Below are 25,434 nucleotides of genomic sequence, written 5' to 3' on the forward strand. Positions count from 1 at the left end.
TTCCCCCTCACGCATCCCCTCCCCCATCCATCCGTTGGTCCTCTCCCTGAACGGCGGCACCTCCATCCCCCGGAGGTGCCGCCTTTCACCGCTTCGGTCCGGGAACGGTCCGGGAACGGCCAATACCGCGTAACGAATCGACGCGTGCGGTTTCGGTCACCGCCTGTCGCGAAAAACTGCTCCTCAGACACAGACACAGACACAGACACAGACACAGGCTCCCGCTCGCTTACCGAGTCCTTGGGGGGACAAAGTGAACTGGTACCTCGACGTCCTCAAGAAGTACGCGGTGTTCACCGGCCGTGCGCGTCGCCAGGAATTCTGGATGTTCGCGCTCTTCAACGTGATCGCGGCGATCGTCCTCTTCGCCGTCGACATGGCGCTCGGCACCTATCCGCTGCTGTACGTGATCTACGCCCTGGCCGTCCTGCTGCCCGGCCTCGGAGTGACCGTCCGCCGCCTGCACGACACCGGCCGGTCCGGCTGGTGGATCCTCATCGACCTGATCCCGTTCGTCGGCGCCATCGTCCTGATCGTCTTCCTCGCCACCGAGGGCGACCGGCACCAGAACGCCCACGGCCCGAACCCGAAGGCGGCACCCGCCCAGTGACGGGCCGCTCCCCCGCACGGGACGGAAACCCCCGGAAGGCCCCTTCCGGGGGTTTCCCCCGCGCATAGAGCCGGTACGGAGCGTTTACCCCCGCCGCCTTGTGCACGGTGGCGCACGACCCGCCCCCACCGCCCCGCCTAGCCTCGCCGAACGGGACGCGACGGCACCAACGAGGGGCGGAACCACCGGTGAACTGGCACATCCACGACTACCGCGAGAGCGATCTCGCCGCGGTCGTCCATCTGATCGACACCACCGCCGAGCTCGGGCAGGAGTCCGTGTTCTCGCTCGCCGAGTGCATCGGCGCCCTCACCGGCCGGGAGCCGGCCGTGGTCGCCGTCCACCAGGGCGTTCCCATCGGGGCCGCGCTCGCCTGCGTCTCCGGCGAGCGGGCCTGGGTGATGCGCGTCGCGATCTCGTCCGCGTGGCGCGGCCGCGGCCTCGCGAGCGCCCTGCTCGTGGAGCTGGAGCGGCGCCTGGTGGCGGCCCGCGTCGGGCGGATCGCGTACGTCCTGCCGGAGGAGGAACTCCTCGGCGAGGGACTCCTGAACGCCGGGTACACCCGGCAGCCGGCCGTCGCGTACTTCGAGAAGGTGGAGCCGCTGCACGGTCCGGCCGCCGGACTCCTCGACGACCTGGGCGGCCGGGTGCTGCCGAGCGACCTGTGGGTCAAGGTGGCCGGGATGGAGCGCGAGAAGGACCTGATCGAGCGGCGGGTGGTGCTTCCGCTCGCCGAACCGGAGCGGGCCACCCGGCACGGGGTGCGGCCGCCACGCGCGGTCTGCCTCTTCGGTCCGCCGGGCACCGGCAAGACGACGTTCGCCCGCGGGATCGCCTCCCGGCTCGGCTGGCCGTTCGTGGAGATCCTGCCCTCCCGGCTCGCCGACGAGGGGAACCTCGCCGCCGCCCTCCGCTCCGCGTTCGCGCGGATCGCGGAGCTGGAGCGGGTCCTCGTCTTCATCGACGAGGTCGAGGAGATCGCCCCGGTCCGCTCGGAGCCCGCGCAGCCCGGGGGCATGCACGGCGTGACGAACGAACTCCTCAAGCTGATACCGGGCTTCCGCGAGGGGGACGAGCGGCTGCTGGTCTGCGCCACCAACTCGATCCGCTCCCTCGACCCGGCATTCCTGCGCCCCGGCCGGTTCGACTACCTGATCCCGATCGGTACGCCCGACAAGGCGGCCCGCGCGGCGATCTGGGCCCGCTACACCGACGGGCGCATCGACGTCGACATCGAGGAACTCGTGCTGGCGAGCGACCAGTTCACGCCCGCCGACATCGAGCACGCGGCCCGGATCGCCGCTCAGGCCTCCTTCGAGCGGGACCTGCTCGCCATCGGCGGGCGCGGCGGCGACGGCACCGCCCCCGGAGCGAGCACGGCGGACTACCTGGCGGCCATCGGGCAGTGCAGGCCGACCGTCACGCCGGACATGATCGAGCAGTTCGCCTCCGACATCACGACCCACGCACGGGTGTGATCACGAAGGCCAACTCCTCCCGTGCCGCTTTCAGTTCGTCCCGGTCCGGCGGCTGCGCCCCGGCCCGGGACACGGTGACGGCCGCGGCCGCGGCCGCCGTCCCCAGCAGCCCGGCCAGGTACTCGGCACCGAGCCCGGCCAGGTCGGCCGCGGCACGGGAGGCGAGGACGTCGAGCACGGCGGACATGAACGAGTCTCCCGCACCGACGGTGTCCACGACGGAGACCGACGGCGCGTTCGCGGCGACCGTCGCCCGCCGGGTGACGGCGAGCGAGCCGTCGGCGCCTCTGGTGAGCAGCACGACGGCGGGACCGAGGCCGAGCCAGCGGGCGGCGACCGCACACGGGTCCTCGCCCGGATACAGCCAGGCTAGGTCCTCGTCGCTGGCCTTCACCAGGTCGCTGAGGGCGACGCAGCGTTCGACGCGCGCGACGGCCTCGGCGTGGTCGCCCATCAGCGCGGGCCGCACGTTCGGGTCGTAGCTGACCGTGGCCCGCCCCTTGAGCCCTTCGACCAGGTCGAGCACCGCCGCCGCGCCGGGCGCGGTGACGGCCCCGATCGACCCGATGTGGACGTGGGCGGGTTCCGGGGCGGGGCGGGCGCCATCCACCTCCAGTGTCCAGGCGATGTCGAAGGCGTACGTGGCCCGGCCGTGGGCGTCGAGGCCCACGACCGCCGACGGGGTGCGGGCGGGCACGCCGCCGATCTCCACCCGTACCCCCGCACCCTCCAGGTGGTCGGCGATCAGCCGCCCGGCAGCATCGTCGGCGAGCTGGGTGAACAGCGTGACCTCCCGGCCCAGCCGGGCGAGACCGTACGCGACGTTGGCGGGGCTGCCCCCCGGGTGGACCCGGTCCTCGGCACCGGGGACCCGGACGATGTCGGCGACGCACTCGCCGATCACCAGGATGGACATGCGGTCAGAGCTCCTCGGCGTAGACGTCCCGATGGCCGGCCCGGCCGCCGCCTGGATGCGGGTGCCCTGCCGGACGACCCGCAGATGGTACGCCCGTTCGGGCCGGTACGCCGCCCCGCCGCCCCGCCCCGAGCACGGCGGCACGCCCGATTTCCGTCCTCCGTCCGACCGTTGTGCCTATCGTGGTCGCCTCGGAGCGCCGCCGGAGTCACCGGCGGCGCCGGACGTACGGGGAAGGGGGCTTCCGGTGGAACCGGTGGACACGGTCGAGGGGCTCGGGGTCATGGCGTTCGCCGACGGGAAGGAGTTGGAGGCCTGGCTGGAGCAGCACCACGGGGACACGCCCGGCATCTGGCTGCTCCTCGCGAAGAAGGGCTCGGAGCTCCCCTCGCCGACCGCGGAGGAGATCCTCGACGGCACGCTCGTCTACGGCTGGATCACCGGCAAGCGCATCACTCGCGACGAGCTGACCTACCTCCAGAAGATCACCCCGCGCCGTCCCCGCAGCCTCTGGTCCCAGGTCAACGTCCGCCAGGTGGAGGCACTCACCGCCGCCGGCCGCATGCGCGAACCGGGCCTCGCCGAGGTGCGGGCCGCCCGGCACGACGGGCGCTGGGAATCCGCGTACCCGTCCCAGAAGGACGCCACCGTCCCCGACGACCTCGCCGCCGCGCTGGCCGCCGACCCGCGTGCGGCGGCAGCCTTCGAGGCACTCGGCAAGACCGACCGCTACCTCGTCGTCCTCAGCCTCTGGCAGGCCCGCACCGCGAAGACCAGGGCCGCCCGCCTGGAGCGGGCAGTGGCGGCGCTGTCGGCGGGCGAGGGGCGCCGCTGAGCCTGCGGAGGCCCCGGGCGGCCCGGAGGCACCGGGGCCGGTGAGGAGGCCTGGGGCCGGTCCGGAGGCTCCGGGGCCGGTCCGGACGTCAGGCGTCGGGCCCCTGGGCCCCGCGCCGCCGGTAGAGGACCTGGTGGGCGTCCCACTCCACGAACGACTCGACGTGCTCCAGGCCCACGGCCTCCAGGAGCCGGCGGGACCTGAGGTTCGCCTCCTGGGTGACCGCGACGACGCTCGGGGCGGTCTCCAGGGCCCGCGCCACCGCCGCGCCGACCGCCTCGCGCGCGTAACCCCGCCCCCAGTGCTCGGGCAGGAACTGGTACGAGACCTCCGTCTCGCCGCGCCGCCCGCCGTCCTCCACCGTGACGAGCCCGAGCAGCACCCCGTCCTCGGCCCGGACCACCGCGTGGAATCCGGCCGCGCCGACGATCCGACGCTGACGGATCCGGACGACGGACTCGATGACGGGACCTCCGAGGTGACGCCGCACCTCGGGATCGGTCCACAGCCGCGTCACGGCCGGCACGTCACCGCTCCGGACAGGGCGCAGCACCAGCCGCTCGGTGACGAGCGGCTGCGGTGCGGGATGCGGAACGGCGGTCACGCCTCGGATCATCTCAGGTGGCTGCGGTGCGATGTGATGCGGTGCGGAGCCGGTGGCGGTCAGCGGCGTTCCGCGCCTCCGCCGCCTACCACGCCCGCTCCGATGGGCTCGCCGTACACGGGTGATCCTTTCGGTCGGAAGGAGTCAGGTGGGGAAAGGGCCGAGGACGTCGGGAACGGTCGGGAACGGTCGGAACGGTCGGGAACGGGCTCCTCGGGGCCGGCGCTCAGGTGGCCACCCAGCGCCCCTGCCGACGCGGGACCGTCCCGACACCTCCCCGCCCCGGCCCTCTCCGTCCCAGCGCCTGTCCATCCCGCCGCCTGCGGAACCCGCCGCCTACGGAACCGGCCGGGCTTCCGTCGTCGGGTGCGCTCCGGCCGCCCTGAGGATCCCGGCGGTCTCGGGGTGGGGGCCGTTGTCCGCCCAGTCCAGCGGCGACCAGCCCGTGCCTCCGTCTTCACGGAGGTTGGGATCGGCGCCGTGCGCCAACAGTTCCCGGACGGTCGCGCCGTGCCCCCAGCAGGCGGCCGCGCACAGCGGTGTGCCCTCCGAGCCGGGGCCACGGCTCTCCGTGTCGGGGGACGCCCCGGCTTCCATGAGCAAGCGGGCCACTTCGGCCTCGCCCTGCACCGCGGCCAGATAGAGAGGCGTGGTGCCGTCGGCGCTCCTCCTCTCCGGACTCGCCCCCCGGCGCAGCAGGGTCTTCGCGTCGTCGGCGTCGCCTGACAGGATCGCCTCGAAAAGGCGGTGGGAAAGCTTCTTCTGCTGCCTCTGATTCACAGCCGCTGAGGCTAGCGACGACAGGGCCGCCGGTACCAGCCATATCCGCTGTCGCGACGGGCCCTGCGACCGTCGACCGAACACGTGTCACGCGGTCGGGACGGGAACGTGGCCGTCGGTCGGTACGAGTTCCGGGGTCGGTACGAGTCCGGGGTCGGTACGAGTCCGGGGTCGTCGGCGCGAGTTCCGGAACGTCACGGCGCGTCGCGCAGCCCCAGCAGGTAGGTCGCGGTGACGGCGACGGCGCGGTCCTCGTCGTGGGACAGGGTCGTGAGCGCCCGGGTCGCCTTGGTCCCCGGCACGGCCGCGAGCGCCTGGGTGAGGCGTCCGCGGGCGGGGGCCGCGGTGGTGTCGCGGGCGAGGCGGTCGACGAGGTCGGTCGCGATCCGGTCCTCCGTCGCGGGGTCGGCGGCGAGGACGCTGAGGGCGTCGGCCGCGTCGGTGTCGTTCCGTCCCGCGACGATCATGTCGATGAGGGTCGGGACCGCGTCGGCCTCCCCGCGCGCGCCGAGCGCGAGGGCCGCGTGGCCGCGGACCACCCGGTCGGCGTGAGCGAGGGCTTCGCGCAGCGCCGCGGCGGCCTCGTCGCCGGACAGCTCGGCGAGGGAGCGGACGGCCCGCTCCCGCACCGCGGCCACCGGTGAGTCGAGGCCCCGCGCGAGCAGTGCGGGGCCTCCGTCGTCCGACCGGGCCAGCGCCCACCGGAGCGCTCCGGCGACGTTCGTGTCCGTCTCGGTCAGGACCGCCTCGACGAGCGCCTCCACCGGCAGCGGCACGTCGTCGGCGGAGGCGAGGGCCGCGCGCTGGCGGGCGTCGGCGTTCGGCGAGCCCAGGGCGTGGAGCAGCGCGACGACCTGGAGGACGTCCTCCCAGCCGGCGGGGTCCGCCGCGTCGATCCGGCGCAGCCGGGTGAGCAGTTCGGTCTCGGCGGCGATGCGTTCCCGTGTCCGGAGGACGAGGTCGCCGACGAGCTCGGCCGGCGTGAACGCCGGATCGTCGAGCGCGCGCCCGATCTCGCGCAGCGAGAGACCCAGGGACCGCAGGCTCTCGATGTGGAAGATCCGCCGGATGTCGTCCCCGGAGTACTCCCGGTAGCCGGAGCCCGTACGACCGGAGGGCCGCACCAGGCCGAGGGACTCGTAGTGCCGCAGCATGCGGGAGCTGACCCCGGACCGTCGCGCCACTTCACCGATCAGCACGCCTCATGGTCCCTCCTGGCCGGCGCCCCCGAGAGCGACGACACGCTTCGCCTCTTCGATCGCGTATCCGAATCCGGTGTCCGGGTCGCGGAGCAGCCGATCGGTGGCGAGCGCGTGCGCGCGCACGTCCGGGTCGGGGTCCGACGCCGCGGCGCGGAGCGCCGGCACGATCGCCTCGCCCAGCTCGACCAGCGCCCGGCCGAGACTCAGTTGGGTCTCCCGCCCGCCGCGCCCGAGCTGCGTCGCCAGTACCGCCGCCAGGGCGGACTCCTCGCCGTCCGGTACGAGCACCACCGCGGCCCGCCAGGCACTGCGCGCCACGTCGTCGTCGGCATCGCTCAGCAGCGTCCCGGTGATCGCCGGCCAGGCGCTCCCGTCCCCGATCTTGGACAGCGTGTGCAGCGCCTGGCTCCGTGCCTGCGCCGACTCCGAGCGGACCTCGCGGAGCATCTCGGGGAGCGTCAGCGACACCGGATGGCGTGTGAGCGCCCAGGTCAGCATGTCGCGGACGAAGAACTCCGGCTCGACAGCGCACCGCTCGACGAGCTTGCCGACGAAGCGCGGGTCGGGCGCCGTGCCCACCGCCAGCGCGGCCCGCAGCCGCACCGACGAGGAACCGTCCCCGAGCCCTTTGAGCGCACCCGCCACATCCGTTTCCTGCACCTGCCCCGTGCGCTGAGCCTGTCCCTCGTCCTGAACCTGCCCCGCGTCCTGCGCCTGTCCCGTGACCGTCACCGAGACCACCTCCTCGGCGAGCAGTGAAGACCTTGTCACCGTGTCAAGGTCAAGCTCGGCCCACCGCCCACCCCGCGCCCGCGGCCCCGGAGGTGTCCGTCGGGCTCGGAGGTGTCCGCCGGTCTCGGACCGTCTCAGATGTCGACGTCGAGTGCCGTCCCGTACAGGCGGGTCACCTTCAACCGGATGACCACGCGGCGCTCGGCGACCAACTGCTCCAGGAACGCGTCCTCGTCCTCCGGCTTCGCCGCCTCCGGAATCATCGCGAGCAGTTCGCGGCCGGTCGAGTCGCCCGGGGTGGTCGTCACGTCGGAGACCTCGGCCTCGCCCTCGGCCACGGCGAACGACCACACGTCGCCGCCCGGGACGTGCAGCGCGGCCCGCGGGTCGCGCCGGAGCTGCTTGACCTTCACGCGGTCGGCGGTGGTGGAGAACCGGATGACGCGTTCGTCGGCGTCCCAGCTGTAGAGCATGGTGGTCAGATGCGGGTGGCCGCTGCGCTTGTTGGTGGCGAGCGTGCCGAACTGCTGGGTGCTCAGCAGCTCGGACAGGGCGTCGTCGGACAGAACACGGGGTGCGGGACCTTGAGTCATGTGAAGGTCAACTCGCCTGTAGGTCGGCGTATTCCGCCCTGTCCGGACGCCCCGCCTCGGTCAGCCGCCGTGGCGGATCCGGAGCCGGCCGGGGTCCGCCGGGTCGCGGTCGACGATCCGGACCGGCGGCCAGACCCATTGCCACACGCCGATGCCCGGCGCGCGGGAGAAGCGGATCGGGCCGCGGGTGCCCTCGACCGCGACGTGCGGCCACGCCGCGGCGACACCCGCCCGGTCCGCGGCGACGTTCGCCCGGTCCGCGCCGCCGGTCGAACGGAGCGCCTCGGCAAGGACGGTGACGGTGTCCCACCCTTCGAAGGCGACGAAGGACGGCGCCTCGCCCAGCCGCTCGCGGAGCTCCTTGCCGACGCGTTCGCCGAGCGGTCCCAGGCGTTCGGGCAGGTAGCTGAGGAACGGGATCCCGGCACCGTCCTCGCCCAGCGCCGCGGTCCATCCGGCGAACTCCGGCTGCCCCGCGGGAGCGCCGATCAGGACGTCCGCGAGTCGGCGGTCGCCACGGACGGCCCTGACGATCGGCACCGCCGGCTCCGGATGGCCGACGAGCAGGAGCAACGCCGTCGCACCGTGGTCGGCGACCGCGTCGCACAGGGCCTCCGGGGTGAGCGCGTTCGCGTCGAGCTCGACGACCGAGCCCCCGTGGGCGGTGAGGTGGTCGCGCAGGATGCGGGTCCCCGACGCCCAGTAGACGCTGGGCTGGGTCGCCACGGCGATCCTGCCCCGGCCCTCGCCGATCAGGAAGTCCGCGTACGCGCTCCAGCCGTGGGACTGCGCCGGCGCCAGGCGCGCGACCCACTCCGTCGACTCCTCGGTGAGCGCGTCCAGCACCGCGGAGGAGCAGAGGAACGGCACACCGAGGGCATCCGCCCGGGCGGCGGCGGCGCGCGCGACGACGCTGTGGTACTCGCCCGCCACCGCCGCCACCCCCAGTCCCGCGAGTTCGTCCACGGCCGCCGCCGCCCGCTCCGGATCGGCCGCGGTGTCCCGGACCACCAGCTCCACCGGCACGCCGCCGACCCCTCCCGCGTCATTGACGTCGCGCACACCCAGTTCGAGCCCGGCGAGCAGATGCCGGCCCGCCTCCACCCAGCCGGGCCTCGTCAACGGCACGAGGGCCCCCAGGCGGACGGACGGCTGCTGCTGCTGCTGCGTGTTCATCGGTGCACTCCCCTGCGACGAAGCGTTGGACGAAGCGTTGGCGGATCGGATGGGACGGGACTGGACGGCACTTGGCAGCCGACGGTCTCACCCTCCGGCGTCCGAGGCGAGCCAGGTCTGCCAGACGTGGACCGTGTCGGGCGCGTCGGGGCGGTCGAGGAGCCACAGGACGTACCCCGCGTGCCGCCGGGCCCACGGCTCGCCGGAGCCGGCGGCGGTCGTCAGCCTCGCGCGCAGGTCGTCGCCCCCGACGGCGCGGGCGACGCGCACGTATGCGCCTCTGCGTGCCGGACCAGCGCCTCGGCCCGCTCCTCCGCGTCGGCGGCGATCAGCCCGAACGCCCAGCCCAGCCGCGCGTCCCACTCCCGGACGCCGTCACCGGCGCCCGCACCCGCTTCGCCCGTCACGCGCTCCCGTCCCGCGTCCTCCCTCAACTGCCGTGCTGTTTCGTGTCGATACCAGTACCGACACCGGAGTCGCTGTCGGTCAGCGCGGCCTTGACGGAGGTCCAGTCCGGGGACGTCGGCGCGTACGTGCGCCGTGCGGTGTCGACGTCCTTGTAGCCGCTGGAGGTGGCGACGCAGACGACGGGGCCGTCGGTCTCGCGGGGCCCGTGCGCGCGGAGACCGGCGAGGCCGGCGGCGGCGGACGTCTCGCACCAGATGCCCTGGGAGGCCAACTCGGCTCGCGCAGAAGCCATTTGCTTGTCCGACACCGTACGGGCGGCGCCGCCGGACGCGCGGACGGCGAGGACGCCCCGGTAGCTGTTGATCTCGCAGTCGATCGCGTAGGCGGTGGTGGGTCCGACGGGAACCCGGGCGACGGGACGGCCGGTGCGCACGGCCTCGGTGAGGGCGCCGGCCGCGGCGGGCTCGGTCGCGTACACGCGGGGGACGGAGTCGGTGACGCCGAGCCGGAGGAGTTCCTGGAACCCCTTGGCCACACCGAAGAGCAACTCGCCGTAGCCCGTGGGGAGATGGACCGCCACCGGGGCCCGCCCCAGGTCCAGTGCGATCTCGTAGGCGAGGGTCTTGTAGCCCTCGGGCCCGAAGGGGTGCCCGGTGTGCGCGCCGTCCGTGACGCTGCTGACGCTCTGGAAGCCGAGTTCGTCGACGATCCGGCGCATCAGCGGACGCACGGCCTCGACGGGCGCGGTCAGCACGGTCGCCCCGTACGCCCGGAGGTGGGAGGCGACGGCGGGCGGGGCGTCCGGGGAGGTGAACACGGCACAGGGCAGTCCGGCGCGGGCCGCGTAGGCGGCGGCCGCCGCGCCGTGGTTGCCGGAGGAGGACACCACGATCCCGCGCGCGCCCGAGGCGACGGCGGCACTGACGGCGACACGGTTCAGGCGGTCCTTGTGGCTCCACGTGGGATTGCGGGACTCGTCCTTGATCCACACCCCGTCGCCGAGTTCGATCAGCGGGGTGTTCCCCTCCCCGAGCCCGGGCGCCGCGAGCGGCGGCAGCAGCGGCGCCCACCGCTCCAGGCCGTGGGCGGCCGGGCGGCCGAACAGATCCGCCGGCACCTCGTCGTACGCGTAGTCGATGTCGAGCGGGTACGCGACCTCGTCGGTGGACGTGACGGGACAGCCACGGGTCAGCGGCGGCCACAGCGGATGGCGTACGGACGGATCGGCGAGCGAACGCTGGGCGGTGGCGAGCGAGGTCACGTGGGCTGGGACCTTTCGGGGCGAGGGCCAGGGCGAGGGCGAGGACGGAAGCATGGACGGAGCCGGGGCCGGGGGGACGGCCGGCCGCTGTCAGTGTCACGGCCGGCCCACCCGGCGAGCACGGCGACTCGCCCGTACGCCCGGTCAGCCCATCCGGCGGGTCAGGGCGGCGAGGGCTCCGGGCTGGCGGCCGGGGACCCGGTGGCGCAGGGCGACGAGGGCGGGGCCGAGGGCGCGGGCGCGGGTGGGGTCGGTGATCTGTTGCCACTGGTGGTGAGCGCGGTCGACGGCGCCTTCGACGTCCGGGTCGTCGGGGCGCTGGCGGAGGGCGAGGCGGGCCTCGGCGACGGCCAGCCACAGTTCGCAGCTGCGGGCGGGTTCGCCGGCGAGCCGGGCGAGGTCGGCGCGCACCTCGGTCCAGTGCACGGCCTCGGGCGAGTGGGGTCCGTGGCGGCGCAGGGTCTCGTGTTCCCAGGCCGCCGCCACGGCCGCGGCCTCTCCGTGCCGCCCGGCCATGGCGGCGGCGAGGATGGCGGGGTGCGGGTCCTCGGGCACGACGGCGGCGGGCGGGGACGCGGGGGCGAGGAAGCGGGACTCCGCGGTGGCCGGGGCGGTGCCGGCGGCGGCCTCCGCGTGGAGGGTGGGGTGCGGGAGCCGGGCGCCGGAGCGCCAGAGTTCCGCCCAGGCGCGGAGGTAGTCGGGGGTCGCGGGCTCGCCCCGGCGCGGGGCGGGGATCACCCGCCCGTAGAGGAGGGTGCCCGGTCCGAGGTGCAGCAGTTCGGGTAGGGCCGTGAGGCGCTGCCACACGTCGGGGTCGGCGGCGAGGTCGGCGACGACGGTCGTGGTGCCGGGCCGTCGCACGCCGAGTTCGCCGGCGAGCCAGTGCCAGGGCAGCGCCGTGTAGCGGAGGGTGGCCGGCGTGGTGCGGGCGAGTGCGAGGTGCGGCAGTTCCTGCCGGCGGTCGAGGTGGAGCTGGCCGGCGAGGCAGACGACCAGCGGGCCGGGGCTCGCCGCCGCCGCGCGCAGGCGGGTCAGGACGGTCTGCGGGTCGAGCGGGTCCGCGAGTTCGACGACCGTCGCGGTGGTCGTGCCGGTGAGCACCCCGGGCGGTACGGCGGCCAGCGCCGGCAGCACCGACGCGGCGTCCATGGCCCGGCCCCGCCCGGCGGGCGCGGCCGCGAGCAGCAGCGCGGTGCCGATCGCCGCGGCGGGGTCGTCCCGCATCGCGCCCGTGGCGGCGGTGCCTCCGTCCGGTGCCGATCCCCTGGCGACGCCGCCGCCACCCCGCATCGCACCCGTCGCGCTGTTGCCACCGTTCCGCGCCGCACCCACGCCCGTCACGGTGTTGCCGCCGTCCCGTGCCGCACCCACGGCGGTGGCACCGTCGTCCCGTGCCACACCCGTGCCGGACGCGTCACCGGGCCTGTTCGTCGTCGTACGTGTTTCCGTGGCGCGAGCGCCCGTTCCCCTGTTCGCCGGTCTCGTTGCCGCGCGCGTACCAGGCCCGTTCGTGACCGCCGTGTACGTGCCCACCGTGCCGTTCCCGTCGTCGTTCACCACCCCAGCACCGTAACGCGTCGAGCCCTGGCCGATAATCGCCGGGCCTTTGACATATGCCGGAAGCACCACCGGATCGAGTGTTGCCAAATCCCTTACGTGCCGTCCCGTGCTGTGCAACAGTCGTATGCGGGCCTCCCCTTCACACGTGGCCGCGCCCCGCCTGTATCGGAGTTCGTCATGCCGTCCCCTCTGTTCGCGGACCGCCCCGCTCAACCGCCGGAGCCGGGTGCGGTGGACGCGCTGATCTCGCAGACCCGCCGCCTGCGCGGCGAGGTCGATGCCGTGCGCAGGGACGCCGTGGCGAACGACGACGATCCGCAGCAGCGGTGGCAGCGGGCCCTGTGCGACCTCGCGGTGCACCAACTGGACGACCTCGGAGCCCACTTGGGCCAGTTGCGGGCCGGCGTCCCGGCGGAGCTCGTACCCGAGACCGGTCCCGGTGCCGAGGCCGGATGCGACGGCGGACGAGAGGACGGCTTCGACGGGGGATACGACGGCGTGCTCGACGCGACGCTCGTGTCGGACCCCGGCGCCGCGTACGGGCAGGCCGCGCCGCCGCGCACCGGCTCGCTCCTCTCGCGGGTGGGCAGCGCGGAGTGGAACCTGCTGACGGACGAGGTCAGTTGGTCGGAGGAGCTGTACCAGATCTTCGGACGCGACCACGAGAGCGGTCCGATGTCGCTGGACGAGATGCCCTCGATGGTCTTCGCCGAGGACCAGTCCGTCCTGCAGGCCATGGTCACCGACTGCCTGATCGACGGGAAGCCGATCGACGGCGAGTTCCGCATCGTGCGGACGGACGGCCGGGTGCGCACGGTGCACATGACCGGCGAGCCGGTGCTCGACTCCGACGGCTGCACGGCCTCCATGTGGGCCGTGTTACGTGACGTCAGCGAACTGCGACGCAGCCAGCGGGCGGTCCGCGAGAGCCGGGACAGCCTGGAGCGCAGCCGCCAGATCGAGCAGACCGAGCGGAGGGTCGCCGTCGAGCTCCAGGAGGCGGTGCTCCCGCCGTGGCGGGGCTCGCTCCGCTTCGCGCACGACGGCCCCGCCCCGCTGGACGTGGCCGCCCACTACCTGCCGGCCGCCACCCCGGGACTGATCGGCGGCGACTGGTACGACGCGCTCGCGCTCCCGGACGGGGACGCGCTGCTCACCGTCGGCGACCTGACGGGCCACGGGGTCGCCGCGACCTCCTCCATGGCCATGCTCCTCGGCGCGCTGCGCGGGATGGCCGTCGCCGGGATCCGGCCCGCCGCCCTGATGGGCCACCTCAACCAGCTCCTGGAGACCTCCGTACAGCCCGCGCTCGGCAGCGCCATGTGCTGCCGGTACGACCCCGTCGCCCAGACCGTGACCTGGGCGCAGGCCGGACACCCTGCCCCGCTGCTGTTCCGCGACGGGACGGGGCAGGCCCTGCGCCGGCCCGAGGGCGTGCTGCTCGGGGCGACGACCGGAGCCGCGTACGGCGAGGGACGGACCCGGCTGCTCCCCGGCGACGTGCTCGTCCTGCACACCGACGGACTGACCCGCGGCAGCGGTGCGGGCGGCGGCCTCGGAGACGACACCGGCGCACGGCGCCTCCTCGCCCTCGGTCCGCGGCTCGCCAAGGCACGGGACGCCCAGGACGGGGTGCGCGCGGTGGTCGAGGAGTTCGGCGAGGAGCAGCGCGAGGACGACGCCTGCGTGATGGTGGTCCGGGTCGGCCACTGAGCCGTCCGGGCTCTGCCCGCCGAGTCCGGTCGATCGCTGGGCCGTGCCGGCCCCACCTACCGAGTCCGGTCGGTGACCGAGTCGTCCGGCCCTGGCTGCCGATCATCCCTCGGCCCGGCCCTTCGTTGCCTCCAGGACCCTGCGTCGTCTCGGGGTCCTTCGTTGTCCCAGGCCCGCGTAGCGCGGTGCGGTGCGGGCTCTCAGGCCTGGCCGGTCCGCGGCCGGTTGACCGGCGACCTGGGCAGGGCCAGTTCGATCTCCTCGCGCAGGTTCTCGATCCGCGAGTAGCCGGCGTACTGGCCGGTGAGCCGGTACATCTCGCGCAGCCGGTCCCAGGTCCGGTGGGACGAGGTGTCGCCCATGGACATGAGGGCGAGCCGGGCGTAGCGATCGGCCTGCTCCGGGTCGTCGGCGATGAAGCAGGCCGAGGCGAGGGAGATGTGGTCGAAGAGCTTCGACCGCTCGTGCCCGCCGTGCCGGAGCTCGATGGCCAGCTTGGCGTGGCGCTGCGCCGGGACGGCGGCGGCCGGGTCGTGCTCGGCGAGGGTGCGGTAGGCGAGGGCCTGCATGCCGTGCATGTCGGCCTCGTCGAAGTTCTGCATCCAGCTGGGCTTCTCGTCGAGCCGGTCGGACACGAACAGGTCCTCCGCCTCGCCGAGGGTGCGGCGCATGGCCTGGCCCCGGCCCATCGACGCCTGCGCCCAGGCCTCGATCGTGTGGAACATGGCCTGGGTCCTGGGCAGCAGCCGCTCCCCCGCGCCGGCCTTGGCCAGCTTCATGAGGTCGAGGGCGTCGTCGGGCCGGCCCAGGTGCACCATCTGGCGGGCGGCCCGGGAGAGCGCCTCGCCGGCCCGGGGACGGTCGCCGCCCTCGCGGGCCGCGTGGGCGGCGATGACGAAGTACTTCTGCGCCGTGGGTTCGAGGCCCACGTCGTGCGACATCCAGCCCGCGAGGACGGCGAGGTTGGCGGCGACGCCCCACAGGCGCCGCTGGAGGTGCTCGGCGTGGCGGTAGGCGAGCATGCCGCCCACCTCGTTGAGCTGGCCCACCACGGCCTTGCGCTGGAGACCGCCGCCCCGGGAGGCGTCCCAGGCGCGGAACACCTCCACCGAGTGCTCCAGGGCCTCGATCTCCTCCGACCCGATGGGGGCGGCCTCGTAGCGGTCGAACCCAGCGGGGTCGGCGTGGAGGGGATCGGTGGCCCGCGGAGCCTCGCCCTTGCGGGAGGGGTCGGTCTGCAGCCAGTCGTGCATGGCGTTGGTAAGTACGGAACCGGCGGCGAGCGCGGCACCCGCGCCCACCAGGCCGCGTCGGTTGAGCATGAGGTCCATTCCCGTGAATTCGGTGAGGACCGCCGCCGTACGATCGGGTGCCCAGGGCAGCCCGTCAGGGTTCTCCGTCTTCCTGACGTCCTGCCGCTTCCCGGCGCGCCCGTGTCGTACGAACCCGAGGTCCTCGATGGTCACGACACGGCCGAGTCGCTCGGTGAACAGTGCTGCCAGCACCCGGGGGACGGGATCGCGGGGCGTCTCGCCCCGGTCGATCCAGCGCCGCACCCGCGAGGTGTCGGTCGCCAGCTGGGGGTGGCCCATGGCCGCCGCCTGCCGGTTGACGAGTCTCGCGAGTTCACCCTTGGACCAGCCGGCCAGGCCGAAGAGGTCCGCCAGGCGGGTGTTGGTTTGTCCGGTCACGTCTAAGCCCCCAGGTTCTCGGCTGAGTTGACAGTAGCCCCCTGTCATAGGGCTGGCGACTATTCGCCAGGGTTCGCCAGGGTGCGCCCGATGTTCCGCCACCCGCGCCCGGGTGTCAGGTATGAAGCGCGCCACCCCGCACCGCCGACCGGCCCTCATTCCCCAGGGTGCGGACCGGGGAGCGGGCGGGGCGACGCACGCAACTCGTCGGCCACGAAGGGATCTGTCACCCATGTACACAGCATCGTCCTCCGTGTCCGCCCCGCCCCGGCCGCAGCACCGCATCGTCCCCGCCGGCGCCGGTCCGTACCTCGCCCCCGTGACCCAGGCCGTCCGGCCCAGGCGCTGGGCGGGCGGCACCGGTACGCAGCCGGTCAGCGGAAGAATCGATCTGTCAGGCCCCCAGGGGGCGCAGCTGAAGATGGCGATCGCCTCGGTCCACCGGATCTGCCCGGAGTTCAACCCGGTGCAGGTGCTGCGGCGCAGCGGACGTTCCGTACTCATCGTCGGGACGACCGGGCGGACCACGGCGGTCGCGAAGTGTTTACTGGACCACTCCCCCGCGTGGGTCGAGCGGTTCCAGCACGAGATAGCTTCCTACCGCTCCTTCGTCCGCCACCGTCCGCCGGTGCGGGCGCCGCGGCTGATCGCGGCGGACCCGGAGAACTGCACGCTGGTGATCGAGCGGATGCCCGGACGGGCGGCGGCGCTGTCGCGCCACCCCGTGGAGGCGCCGCCGCGGGCCGACGTGCGGGCCGCGCTCGGCGCGGTCGCCCGGCTCAACGCCTGGCGTCCGCCGGCCGGGACGTTCGACGCCCCGCTGGACTACGGCGCCCGGATCGCGCGCTACCACGAGCTCGGTCTCTTCACCGACCGGGACCGGGACGACCTGCAGAAGCTGCTGCACGGTCTGGCGCACGCGGGCGGTCGGCAGGGCATGGGGCAGTTCTGCCACGGTGACGCCCTGCTCTCCAACATCCTGCTCTCCCCGGCCGGTCCGGTCCTCGTCGACTGGGAGCACGCGGGCTGGTACCTGCCCGGCTACGACCTGGCGACGCTGTGGTCGGTGCTCGGTGACGCGCCGCTGGCCCGGCGCCAGATCAGTCAGCTCGCCCAGCAGGCGGGACCGGCGTCCCGGGACGCCTTCCTGGTGAACCTGATGATCGTGCTGACGCGGGAGATCCGGACCTACGAGACGGCGGTGCAGCGGACCATGAAGGAGGCCCCGCCGGCCGGTTCCGTACCGGTGCCCTCGGGGGCGCTCGCCCCCGGTGAGGAACAGCGGCTGCTCCTGAGGCGGCTGCACGACGACTGCGCCATGGCACGGCGGGCCGTGCGCGCGGCGGTCGGGACGCGCTGAAGGGGCCCGACCGACGAAACGGGGGGTGCGCCGTGCGCCCGGTGCCGACACACCGGGACGCGGCGCACCTGCTCGTCCGGAGTCACCAGCGGGCCGCGCCTTCGGTCATTGGTCCACTCCACTGACGCGTCCCAGGCCCGGGACCCGTCTCCGCGAAACTCCGCCACCTGGCCTCCGTTCCCGCTCTGACGTGGGAACTTCCTTGCGCGCAGGCGTGATTGACGGATCGTCCGGGACCGGATACCCCTGTACGGGTTCGGTCCCGCACGCCCCCGTGTCACCCCACGCCCCTGGAGGCTGCCTTGCTCCGTTCCGTGTCCCGCAGACGTACGCCGCCGCGCCGGGCGGTGGGCGCCGTGGCGTCCGCCGCCCTGCTGCTGCCCCTGCTGTCCGCCGCGCCGCAGGCGGGTGCCGACGCCCCCGAGCCGGGGTCCCTCCAGGGGCAGTTCGCGCGGGCGGCCGCGCGCCACGGGGTGCCGGAGAGCGTGCTGCTCGCCGTCTCGTACCTGCAGTCGCGGTGGGACGCGCACGGTGGCGCGCCCAGCGTGACCGGCGGTTACGGGCCGATGCACCTGACGGACGCCGTGACGGCGCTGGCGGAGGCCGCCCCGCACCACTCCGGTGCGGAGGAGGACGCGCGCGGGGACGCCTCGCGGGCGGTGCGTTCGGGCGCGGTGGCGGAGGTTCCGTCCCCGGAGCGGCTGCCGGCCCGGCTGCGGACCCTGGAGCGGGCGTCCGCGCTGTCCGGGATCCCGGCGGAGGAGCTGCGGACCAGTACGGCCGCGAACATCGAGGGCGGGGCGGCGCTCCTCGCGGCCGCCCAGCGGGAGTCGGGCCTGTCGGCCGGTACGGATCCGGCGGACTGGTACGGGGCGGTGGCGGCGTACTCCGGTGCCGACGACTCGGCGACGGCCACCACGTACGCGAACGACGTGTTCGACGTGATCCGGACCGGGGAGTCACGGACGACGGACAGCGGCCAGGTCGTGACGCTCGCCGCCGCCCCCGGGGTCGCGCCCGCCACGGAGCAGGTGGACCGCCTGGGGCTGCGGCGGCCGGCCGGCGGTCCCGTGGAGTGCCCGCGTTCGGTGGCCTGCGAGTGGATCCCGGCGCCGTACGAGGAGTTCGGGGACGGGGACTACGGGAACCACGACAAGGCGAACCGGCCGGCGTCCCAGTCGATCGACTACATCGTGATCCACGACACCGAGGCCACCTGGGACGTCACCCTGAAGCTGGTGCAGGACCCGACGTACGTGTCGTGGCAGTACTCGCTGCGGTCCTCCGACGGGCACATCGCGCAGCACCTCCCGCTGAAGGACGTCGGCTGGCACGCGGGCAACTGGTTCGTGAACGCCAAGTCGGTGGGGTTGGAGCACGAGGGCTTCCTGACCTCGCCCGACTCCTGGTACACGGAGGCGATGTACCGGACGTCGGCGCGCCTGGTGCGGTACCTCGCCGACCGGTACGACATCCCGCTCGACCGGCAGCACGTCCTGGGGCACGACAACGTGCCCGGCACCGTGACGTCCACGATCCGGGGCATGCACACGGACCCGGGGCCGTACTGGGACTGGGCACACTACTTCAAGCTGCTCGGCCGTCCGATCACGCCGAGCGCCGGTCCGCACGCGGGCGTCGTCACGATCCGGCCGGACTACGGCGCCCACCGGCCCGTCTACACGGGCTGCGTGACGGCGGGCGAGGCGTGCGCGCCGCACGGCAGCGGGGCGGTGCGCCTGCACACCGCGCCGAGCGCCGACGCCCCGCTCGTGAAGGACGTCGGCCTGCGGCCGGGCGGGCAGGACTCGACCACCGGGGTCAACGACACCGGGGCGCGCGCGTCCACGGGGCAGAGCTTCGCGGTGGCGGAGCGCCAGGGGGACTGGACGGCGGTCTGGTACCTCGGGCAGAAGGCCTGGTTCCACAATCCGCGGCAGGAGCCGACGGCGGTGAACGCGCGGGGGAAGGTCCTGACCCCTCGGGAGGGCCTCGCCGAGGTGCCGGTGTACGGGCGGGCGTATCCGGAGGCGTCGGCGTACCCGGCGGGCGTGCCGGTGCAGTCGGTGTCGCCGCTGCCGTACAAGCTGCTCGCCGGGCAGCGGTACGTGGTGGGGGGACGCACGCCGGGCGAGTACTACTTCGCGCCGGTGTTCGACCCGACGGACCACCGGGTGGTCCGGGGGCAGGAGGAGTACTACGAGATCCAGTTCGGCCATCGGGTCGCCTTTGTGAAGGCCGCTGACGTGCGGGTTTCCCAAGGCTGACGGGGGCCTGGCCGAAAGGTGGGGGGGTGGCGCCGGGCGGGTGGTCCGGCACCACCCCTTCGGCGTTCATACGACTATTCGGGAGATCGCGTGCGCCGTCCGGGCGACGGGTAAGGCTGGGCCCGCACAGTGACCCCGCTCACCGGAAGGCCCCTCCACACATGCCTCAGCCCTTCGTTATGCCGGATTTCTATGTTCCGTATCCGGCGCGGCTCAATCCCCACGTGGAGACCGCCCGCACGCACACGCGTGACTGGGCGCGCGCGATGGGGATGCTGGAGGGCTCGGGCGTCTGGGAGGAGCACGACCTCGAAGCGCACGACTACGCGCTGCTCTGCTCGTACACCCACCCCGACTGCGACAGTGGGGCCCTCGACCTCGTCACCGACTGGTACACCTGGGTCTTCTTCTTCGACGACCACTTCCTGGAGGTCTTCAAGCGCACCCAGGACCGGGCGGGCAGCAAGGCCTACCTGGACCGGCTGCCGATGTTCATGCCGGCGGACCCGGCGAACGGCATGCCCGAGCCGACCAACCCCGTCGAGGCGGGCCTCGCGGACCTGTGGCGGCGGACGGTCCCGTCGATGTCCGAGGGGTGGCGCGTCCGGTTCGCGGAGGCGACGGAGCACCTGCTCTACGAGTCGCTCTGGGAGCTCGACAACATCAACGACGGGCGGGTCGCCAACCCGCTCGAATACATCGAGATGCGCCGCAAGGTGGGCGGGGCGCCCTGGTCGGCCGGACTCGTCGAGTACGCGGCGGGTGCCGAGGTCCCCGCCCAGGTGGCGTACTCGCGGCCGCTGCGGGTGCTCAGGGACTCCTTCTCGGACGCCGTGCACCTGCGCAACGACCTCTTCTCGTACCAGCGCGAGGTGGAGGAGGAGGGCGAGAACAGCAACGGCGTCCTGGTCCTGGAACGGTTCCTCGGCTGCACGACGCAGGAGGCCGCGAACGCGGTCAACGACCTGCTGACCTCGCGCGTCCAGCAGTTCGAGAACACCGCGCTGACCGAGGTGCCGCTGCTCGCCGCGGAGCGGGGGCTGAGCCCGGCCGAGTGCGCGGCCGTGGCGGCGTACGCGAAGGGGCTCCAGGACTGGCAGTCCGGCGGCCACGAGTGGCACATGCGCTCCAGCCGGTACATGAACGAGGGCATGGTCGCCGGGCCTTCGCGGCTCGACGGCGTCCTCGGCACCTCCGCGCTCGACATCCGGACCCTGTTCGGGCGCCCGGCCGCCGCACGCCACCGGGCGTTCACCCACGCGCCGCACCAGCACGTGGGCCCGTCGCTGCTGCCCGAGCTCGACCTGCCGTACCCCCTCACGATCAACCCCCACCACCCGGAGGCGGCCCGGCACACGGTGGACTGGGCCGAGCGGATGGGGCTCCTCGACGACCTGTGGGACCGGCCGGCCGCGGAGGGCTTCGACCTCGCGCTGTGCGCCGCCGGCCTCGACCCGGACGCGTCCCCCGAGCAGCTGAAGCTCAGCGCCGACTGGCTCACCTGGGGCACCTACGCCGACGACTACTACCCGGCCTTCTTCGGACGCACGGGCTCCCTGGCCGGCGCGAAGGAGCAGACCGACCGGCTCAAGGCGTGCATGCCGCTCGACGAGCCCTCGACCGGCGCGGCCCGCGCGGCGAACCCGCTGGAGCGCTCCCTCGCGGACGTCTGGGAGCGGACCGCCGCCCCGATGCCTCCGGAGGCGCGGGAGCAGCTGCGGGCCGCGCTCGACGCGATGCTCGACAGCTGGATGTGGGAGCTGCACAACGTGGTGCAGCACCGGGTCCCCGACCCGGTCGACTACGTCGAGATGCGGCGCAGCACCTTCGGGTCCGAGCTGACCATGCTGCTGTGCCGGCTGCGGCAGGACGCGACGCTGCCCCCGGAGGTCTTCCGGTCGGGCACGGTCCGCAGCCTGGAGAACGCGGTGATGGACTACGGCGCCCTGGTCAACGACCTCTTCTCGTACCAGAAGGAGATCGAGGTCGAGGGCGAGGTGCACAACGGCGTGCTGGTGCTCCAGAAGTTCTTCGACTGCGACTATCCGACGGCGGTGGCGATGGTCGCGGACCTGATGCGGGGCAGGCTGCGCCAGTACGAGCACCTGAAGCAGCGTGAAGTGCCTTTGCTGTACGAGGACTTCGGGCTCGACGCAACGGGGCGGGCGGCGTTCGAGGCGTACCTGCGGGAGCTGGAGGACTGGCTCGCCGGTGTCCTCCACTGGCACCGGAAGGTACGCCGCTACGGCGCGGAGGACGTGCGCGCGGGAAGCGGCGGCGCGCTGCTGCGGCGCGGGCCCTCGGGAATCGGCACCTCGGCGGCGCGGATCTCCGACCTGCTCGGCACGGGGCGGCGCTGAGAGACGCCGAAGGCCTCCGGGAGGGTTCCCGGAGGCCTTCGGTACGGCGTTTCAGGCGCGTCGGCCGCGGAGTTCGTCGAGCTCGCGGCGGTCGCGCTTGGTGGGGCGGCCGGCGCCCCGGTCGCGGACGGCCGCGACGGCGACGTGTTCGCGCGGCGGCGGGGGCGGGCTGTTGTCCACGAAGGCCTCGGCGGCGACGGGCGGGCCGACGCGCTTGGTGTGGAGCTCCTTGACCTCGACGATCCGCTCCCGGCCGCCGTGGAAGATCCTGACCTCGTCGCCGGGCTTCACCGGCTGCGCGGGCTTGGCCCGTTCGCCGTTGACCTTCACGTGCCCGGCCCGGCAGGCCGCGGCGGACTGGGAGCGGGTCTTGGTGAGTCGGACCGCCCAGATCCAGCTGTCGACGCGCGCGCTCATCGGCCCCCGCTCCCCGTCAGCCCTGCTGGAACAGCTCGGCGGGCAGCGGCTTGAGCAGCGCGTACAGGTCGTCGGTGATCGGCCGGTCCCAACTGGCGATCGTCACGAGGACGTTGTCGCTGCGGTCGAACTGGACGCAGGAGATGCGGCTCTCGGAGAGCTTGAGCCGCCGCACGATCAGGAGGTTGTCGCCCTGCATGACGGGAACGTCCTCGGTGTCGAGCACCTCGACCGGCTCGTCGTTCTCCAGGGCGGCGAGGAGCTGCGCCACCTCGAAGGGGATCTGCCCGTCGGCGAGCTCGCGCGCCGGCGAGCCCTCGGGCAGGTTGCCGATGATCATCGCGGGGCCGCGGCCGCCGAAGAGGTCGTACCGGAGGAACACGCCCTGACAGGAGCCGTCGGGGGCGGGCAGCAGACCGGCGCCGAGATTGCCGGGCCAGTCTCCCGGATCCATGGCCAGGACATCGAAGTCCGGGCCCGCGGGTGTGGCGGCGCTGCGGCGGCGGAGGAAGGACATACGGCCATGGTACGTGTCCCGGCGCGGGATGCGACGCGCCGGGCGGCACGGGGCGGTCAGCCCTCCGCGCCGGGCTCCCGGGGCTCCCGGTCCGTCTTCCGGAGGGCCTGGGCGAGGCCGGTGCGGTCGGTGCCGAGCTTCCGGTAGACGGCCGAGAGCAGTCGGCCGACGGCGGCCGCGTCGACGCCGAGGACGGCGGACGCGTCCCGGTCGCGGAGGGTGAGCTCGGCGGCGGCGCGCTCACGCGCGGTGAGCGTGTCCGTGCCGGCGGGGTGGAGCGGGCGCGGGCGCAGTCCGGCCGCCGCGAGCTCGGCGCGCGCCTCCTCGACGAGGCCGTCGGCGCCGCAGTCCTGGGCGGCCTCCAGGCCCCGGTACAGGTGCTCGGCGGCCTCACCGGCGCGTTCGGTACGGCGCAGGGCTGCGCCGAGCGCGACGAGGGAGCGGGCCAGCTCGTACGCGGCGGGCGACTGGCCGAGCCAGTCGACGGACTCCTCCAGGAGCTTCACGCGGGCGGAGGGCTCGGAGACCTCGGCGGTGACCCGGAGCGCCGAGCCGATCGCGGAGGGCGCACCGTACTGGCGGGCGCGGGCGACGGCGTCCTCGGCGGTCCTGCGGGCGGTCACCGGGGTCGTGGCGGCCTCGGCGACGGCCAGGTGGAGCTGCCAGGGGCACCAGGCGGGGTTGCGCATGCCGCGTGGGTCGAGCCGGCGGCCGACGGCGGCCAGCTCGGCGGCGGCCTCCTCGGTGCGACCGCGGGCGAGCAGCAGTTCGGCGTGGACGGTCTGGGAGTCGGGGAAGGTGACGGCGGCGGGGAACGGCTCGCCGAAGTCGTGCGCGTCGGCGATGCGGGCGGCCTCGTCGACGCGGCCGCGGGCCAGGAGCACCTCGACCATGACGCCGACCGCGTACCACTGGGCGGGGGTGCGCGGTCCAACGCGTTCGGACAGGCGCAGTCCGGCCCGCACGAAGTCCTCGGCCTCGACGAGCCGGCCGCGGCGGTAGCGGATGTAGCCGAGCAGGGTGTACGCGAAGGAGAGGTGGGCGCCGCGCCAGCCCTGGCGCTCGAACTCGGCGGTGCCGGCGGCGAAGAGCTCCTCGGCGCGGCCGGGGCGGTCGGCGTAGAGGAAGGCGAGGGCGGTGAGGACCGGGACCTCGAAACCGCGGCTCTCGTCCGCCCAGCTGAGGCCGCCTTCGAGGGCGCGCTCGGCGTGCCCGACGGCGACTGCGGAGGGTTCGGCGCGCAGGGTGGCGTCCCAGGCGCGCAGGCCGATGATGTACCGCTCGGTGAGGTCGCGGCCGGTGAGCCGGTCGGCGAGGGCTGTGAGGCGGCGGGAGCGTGCCGGTGACTCGGGTTCGTCGGCGCGGAAGGCGTCCCACATGAACTTCTCGGCCTGCATGCGGAGCCTGCTGCGGGCGTCGGTGGTCTGCCGGGCCTCGCGGCCGAGGAGCTCGGACGCCTCGACGAGGCGGTCGCTGTGGGCGAGGACCTGCGACAGGCGGTAGACGATGCCGTGGCGGAGCGCGGGGTCGGAGACGGGCTCCTCCAAGGCGGCCCGCAGGTGGTTGACGGTGGTGGCGGGTTCGGTGAGGAGGGACGAGCAGCCGAGTTCGAAGAGGACCGCGGCCCGGTCGTCGGGGGCGGGGGGCTCGCGCAGGGCGCGGGCGAGGAAGCGGCGGGCCGCGTCGGGCGCGCCGGCGCGGAGGTTCTCGCCGGCGGCGGCGCGGAGCCGGCCGACGACCCACGGGTCGCCCTCGGGGTGGGTCTCCAGGAGGTGCCGGGCGGCGGCGGTGGGGCCGAGTCCGGCGTCTACGACGCACCAGGCGGCCTGGCCGTGCAGGGCGACGCGGGTGGCGGCGGGGATGGAGCGGTAGACGGTGGTGGCGATGAGGGGGTGGACGAATTCGAGCGGGTCGTCGGGGTCGTCGGCCTCGGCGAGGACGCGGGCCTCGCGCAGCCGCTCGGCGCAGTCGGCGACCGCCTCGCCGCCGAGGCCGGCGACGGCTCCGGCGAGCTGCGGGGAGATCTCGGTGCCGAGGACGGCGCAGGCCCAGGCGAGGCGGACGGTCGCGGGGCCGAGTCGTTCGAGGCGGGTGACGAGTCCGCTGCCCTTGAGGGCGGCGGCGAGGTCGCGGAGTGCGTGGGCGCCGCCCGCGGTGGGTTCCAGGCCGTGGTCGCGGACCTTGGCGGCGAGTTCGACCGCCTCGAAGGGGTTGCCGGAGGTGACCGTCCAGCATTCGCGGCAGAACGCGTCGTCGGCGTGGGCGCCGACCCGGTCGCGGACCAGGCTTGCGATGGCGTCGAAGGTGAGCGGGGCCAGGCCCAGGGGCCGCCGGCCTGATCGGTGTCCGGTGAACTCGGCTCCCTCGTCGGGGAGTTCGTCGGGACGGTAGGCGACGACGAGGAGCATGGGGAGCTCTTCGGCGCGCGGCGCGAAGGCGGCGAGCCAGCCGAGGGACTCGGGGTCGGCCCAGTGGGCGTCGTCGACGACCACGACCAGCGGGGCGCGGCGCACGGCGAGGTGGGTCAGGACCCAGTCGAGTCCGTCCCGCAGGCCCTGCGGGTCGGGCGGGGAGCCGTCGGCAGCGGCGCGCAGCCCGAGGGCGGGGCCGATGATGTCGTACCAGGAGCCGAGTCGTTCGCGCAGTTCGGTGTCGCTCGCGTGGGCGAGCTGGGGCTGGAGGAGCTGCCGGGCGACGTGGAAGGCGACGCGCTGCTCCTGGTCGCCGCCGCGTGCGGAGAGGACGGTGCAGCCGCGGGCCGCCGCGCGGCGGCGGATCTCGGCGAGCAGGGTGGTCTTGCCGAGTCCGGCGGGCGCGGCGTAGGCGAGGACGCCGCCGCGTCGGGCGGCACGGGGCCGGTCCGGTGCCAGGTCGGCGGGGTGGCGTGCGGTGTCCGCCGGGGCGCTGCCGCCCGGGGCGGGGTGGTCGCCCCGGGGCGACCCGGGGTGCTGGGA

General features: G+C 74.2%; 21 protein-coding genes. 7 read left to right on the forward strand and 14 right to left on the reverse strand.

Annotated features, from left to right (window positions below; translation table 11 throughout):
* Window positions 1-253 precede the first annotated feature (253 nt).
* The gene (locus ACIQFX_RS20475; RefSeq protein ID WP_402465115.1) at window positions 254-610 is read left to right on the forward strand and encodes a DUF805 domain-containing protein; all 357 of its coding nucleotides are present in this window, start codon (window positions 254-256) and stop codon (window positions 608-610) included.
* Between the two features lie 188 nt (window positions 611-798).
* Window positions 799-2,088: an ATP-binding protein gene (locus ACIQFX_RS20480; protein ID WP_402465118.1), complete on the forward strand. Its 1,290-nt coding sequence runs from the start codon at window positions 799-801 to the stop codon at window positions 2,086-2,088.
* Here ACIQFX_RS20480 and ACIQFX_RS20485 read toward each other — a convergent pair.
* Window positions 2,066-3,004, reverse strand: a complete 939-nt coding sequence (locus ACIQFX_RS20485) for a carbohydrate kinase (RefSeq protein ID WP_402465121.1) — start codon at window positions 3,002-3,004, stop codon at window positions 2,066-2,068. The genes ACIQFX_RS20480 and ACIQFX_RS20485 overlap by 23 nt on opposite strands.
* Window positions 3,005-3,287: 283 nt before the next feature.
* Between ACIQFX_RS20485 and ACIQFX_RS20490 the strand changes: the two genes are divergently transcribed.
* Window positions 3,288-3,839 (forward strand): YdeI family protein, encoded by a 552-nt coding sequence (locus ACIQFX_RS20490; RefSeq protein ID WP_402465627.1) that lies wholly within the window; start codon window positions 3,288-3,290, stop codon window positions 3,837-3,839.
* Window positions 3,840-3,927: 88 nt separating this feature from the next.
* On the opposite strand, the gene ACIQFX_RS20495 is transcribed toward ACIQFX_RS20490, so the two are convergent.
* From ACIQFX_RS20495 to ACIQFX_RS20535, 9 genes are all read right to left on the reverse strand, one after another.
* Window positions 3,928-4,443 (reverse strand): GNAT family N-acetyltransferase, encoded by a 516-nt coding sequence (locus tag ACIQFX_RS20495; RefSeq protein ID WP_402465123.1) that lies wholly within the window; start codon window positions 4,441-4,443, stop codon window positions 3,928-3,930.
* Between the two features lie 336 nt (window positions 4,444-4,779).
* Window positions 4,780-5,223: an ankyrin repeat domain-containing protein gene (locus tag ACIQFX_RS20500; RefSeq protein ID WP_402465126.1), complete on the reverse strand. Its 444-nt coding sequence runs from the start codon at window positions 5,221-5,223 to the stop codon at window positions 4,780-4,782.
* A 194-nt stretch (window positions 5,224-5,417) separates the two neighbouring features.
* Window positions 5,418-6,422 carry a MerR family transcriptional regulator gene (locus ACIQFX_RS20505; RefSeq protein WP_402465129.1) on the reverse strand — a complete coding sequence of 335 codons (1,005 nt, stop codon included), beginning with the start codon at window positions 6,420-6,422 and terminating at the stop codon, window positions 5,418-5,420.
* A gap of 3 nt (window positions 6,423-6,425) precedes the next feature.
* A complete protein-coding gene (locus tag ACIQFX_RS20510; protein WP_402465131.1) occupies window positions 6,426-7,196 on the reverse strand; it encodes a HEAT repeat domain-containing protein in 771 nt (256 codons plus the stop codon).
* A gap of 95 nt (window positions 7,197-7,291) precedes the next feature.
* Window positions 7,292-7,750 (reverse strand): TIGR03618 family F420-dependent PPOX class oxidoreductase, encoded by a 459-nt coding sequence (locus ACIQFX_RS20515; protein ID WP_402465134.1) that lies wholly within the window; start codon window positions 7,748-7,750, stop codon window positions 7,292-7,294.
* A gap of 60 nt (window positions 7,751-7,810) precedes the next feature.
* Window positions 7,811-8,926 carry an ABC transporter substrate-binding protein gene (locus ACIQFX_RS20520; RefSeq protein ID WP_402465136.1) on the reverse strand — a complete coding sequence of 372 codons (1,116 nt, stop codon included), beginning with the start codon at window positions 8,924-8,926 and terminating at the stop codon, window positions 7,811-7,813.
* A gap of 87 nt (window positions 8,927-9,013) precedes the next feature.
* Window positions 9,014-9,196, reverse strand: coding sequence for a hypothetical protein (locus ACIQFX_RS20525; RefSeq protein WP_402465139.1), 183 nt, complete (start codon window positions 9,194-9,196; stop codon window positions 9,014-9,016).
* A 160-nt stretch (window positions 9,197-9,356) separates the two neighbouring features.
* Window positions 9,357-10,649, reverse strand: coding sequence for a pyridoxal-phosphate dependent enzyme (locus ACIQFX_RS20530; protein ID WP_402465141.1), 1,293 nt, complete (start codon window positions 10,647-10,649; stop codon window positions 9,357-9,359).
* Window positions 10,650-10,739: 90 nt separating this feature from the next.
* Window positions 10,740-11,966, reverse strand: coding sequence for a hypothetical protein (locus ACIQFX_RS20535; RefSeq protein WP_402465144.1), 1,227 nt, complete (start codon window positions 11,964-11,966; stop codon window positions 10,740-10,742).
* A 366-nt stretch (window positions 11,967-12,332) separates the two neighbouring features.
* Here ACIQFX_RS20535 and ACIQFX_RS20540 point away from each other — a divergent pair, with 366 nt between their 5' ends.
* Window positions 12,333-13,868 (forward strand): PP2C family protein-serine/threonine phosphatase, encoded by a 1,536-nt coding sequence (locus ACIQFX_RS20540; RefSeq protein WP_402465145.1) that lies wholly within the window; start codon window positions 12,333-12,335, stop codon window positions 13,866-13,868.
* Between the two features lie 200 nt (window positions 13,869-14,068).
* On the opposite strand, the gene ACIQFX_RS20545 is transcribed toward ACIQFX_RS20540, so the two are convergent.
* Window positions 14,069-15,559 (reverse strand): hypothetical protein, encoded by a 1,491-nt coding sequence (locus ACIQFX_RS20545; protein WP_402465147.1) that lies wholly within the window; start codon window positions 15,557-15,559, stop codon window positions 14,069-14,071.
* Window positions 15,560-15,791: 232 nt separating this feature from the next.
* On the opposite strand from ACIQFX_RS20545, the gene ACIQFX_RS20550 reads away from it, so the two are divergent.
* The 3 genes from ACIQFX_RS20550 to ACIQFX_RS20560 all read left to right on the forward strand — a co-directional run bounded on the left by ACIQFX_RS20550 (window position 15,792) and on the right by ACIQFX_RS20560 (window position 21,546).
* Window positions 15,792-16,919 (forward strand): aminoglycoside phosphotransferase family protein, encoded by a 1,128-nt coding sequence (locus ACIQFX_RS20550; protein ID WP_402465150.1) that lies wholly within the window; start codon window positions 15,792-15,794, stop codon window positions 16,917-16,919.
* A 314-nt stretch (window positions 16,920-17,233) separates the two neighbouring features.
* Window positions 17,234-19,186: an N-acetylmuramoyl-L-alanine amidase gene (locus ACIQFX_RS20555; RefSeq protein WP_402465152.1), complete on the forward strand. Its 1,953-nt coding sequence runs from the start codon at window positions 17,234-17,236 to the stop codon at window positions 19,184-19,186.
* A 161-nt stretch (window positions 19,187-19,347) separates the two neighbouring features.
* Window positions 19,348-21,546, forward strand: a complete 2,199-nt coding sequence (locus ACIQFX_RS20560) for a germacradienol/geosmin synthase (protein WP_402465154.1) — start codon at window positions 19,348-19,350, stop codon at window positions 21,544-21,546.
* Between the two features lie 51 nt (window positions 21,547-21,597).
* Here the strand turns inward: ACIQFX_RS20560 and ACIQFX_RS20565 are convergent, their stop codons facing one another.
* Genes ACIQFX_RS20565 through ACIQFX_RS20575 form a run of 3 tightly spaced genes read right to left on the reverse strand, consistent with a single transcriptional unit; the run spans window position 21,598 to window position 25,350 of the window.
* The gene (locus tag ACIQFX_RS20565; protein WP_367826459.1) at window positions 21,598-21,963 is read right to left on the reverse strand and encodes an RNA-binding S4 domain-containing protein; all 366 of its coding nucleotides are present in this window, start codon (window positions 21,961-21,963) and stop codon (window positions 21,598-21,600) included.
* Window positions 21,964-21,979: 16 nt separating this feature from the next.
* Entirely contained in the window at window positions 21,980-22,480 is a 501-nt protein-coding gene (locus tag ACIQFX_RS20570; RefSeq protein WP_024757478.1) for a hypothetical protein, read from the reverse strand.
* 56 nt (window positions 22,481-22,536) lie between these two features.
* Window positions 22,537-25,350 carry an ATP-binding protein gene (locus tag ACIQFX_RS20575; RefSeq protein WP_402465629.1) on the reverse strand — a complete coding sequence of 938 codons (2,814 nt, stop codon included), beginning with the start codon at window positions 25,348-25,350 and terminating at the stop codon, window positions 22,537-22,539.
* Window positions 25,351-25,434 lie beyond the last annotated feature (84 nt).

Origin of the sequence: Streptomyces sp. NPDC093089 (assembly GCF_044754405.1) — a bacterium.
Taxonomy (GTDB): domain Bacteria; phylum Actinomycetota; class Actinomycetes; order Streptomycetales; family Streptomycetaceae; genus Streptomyces.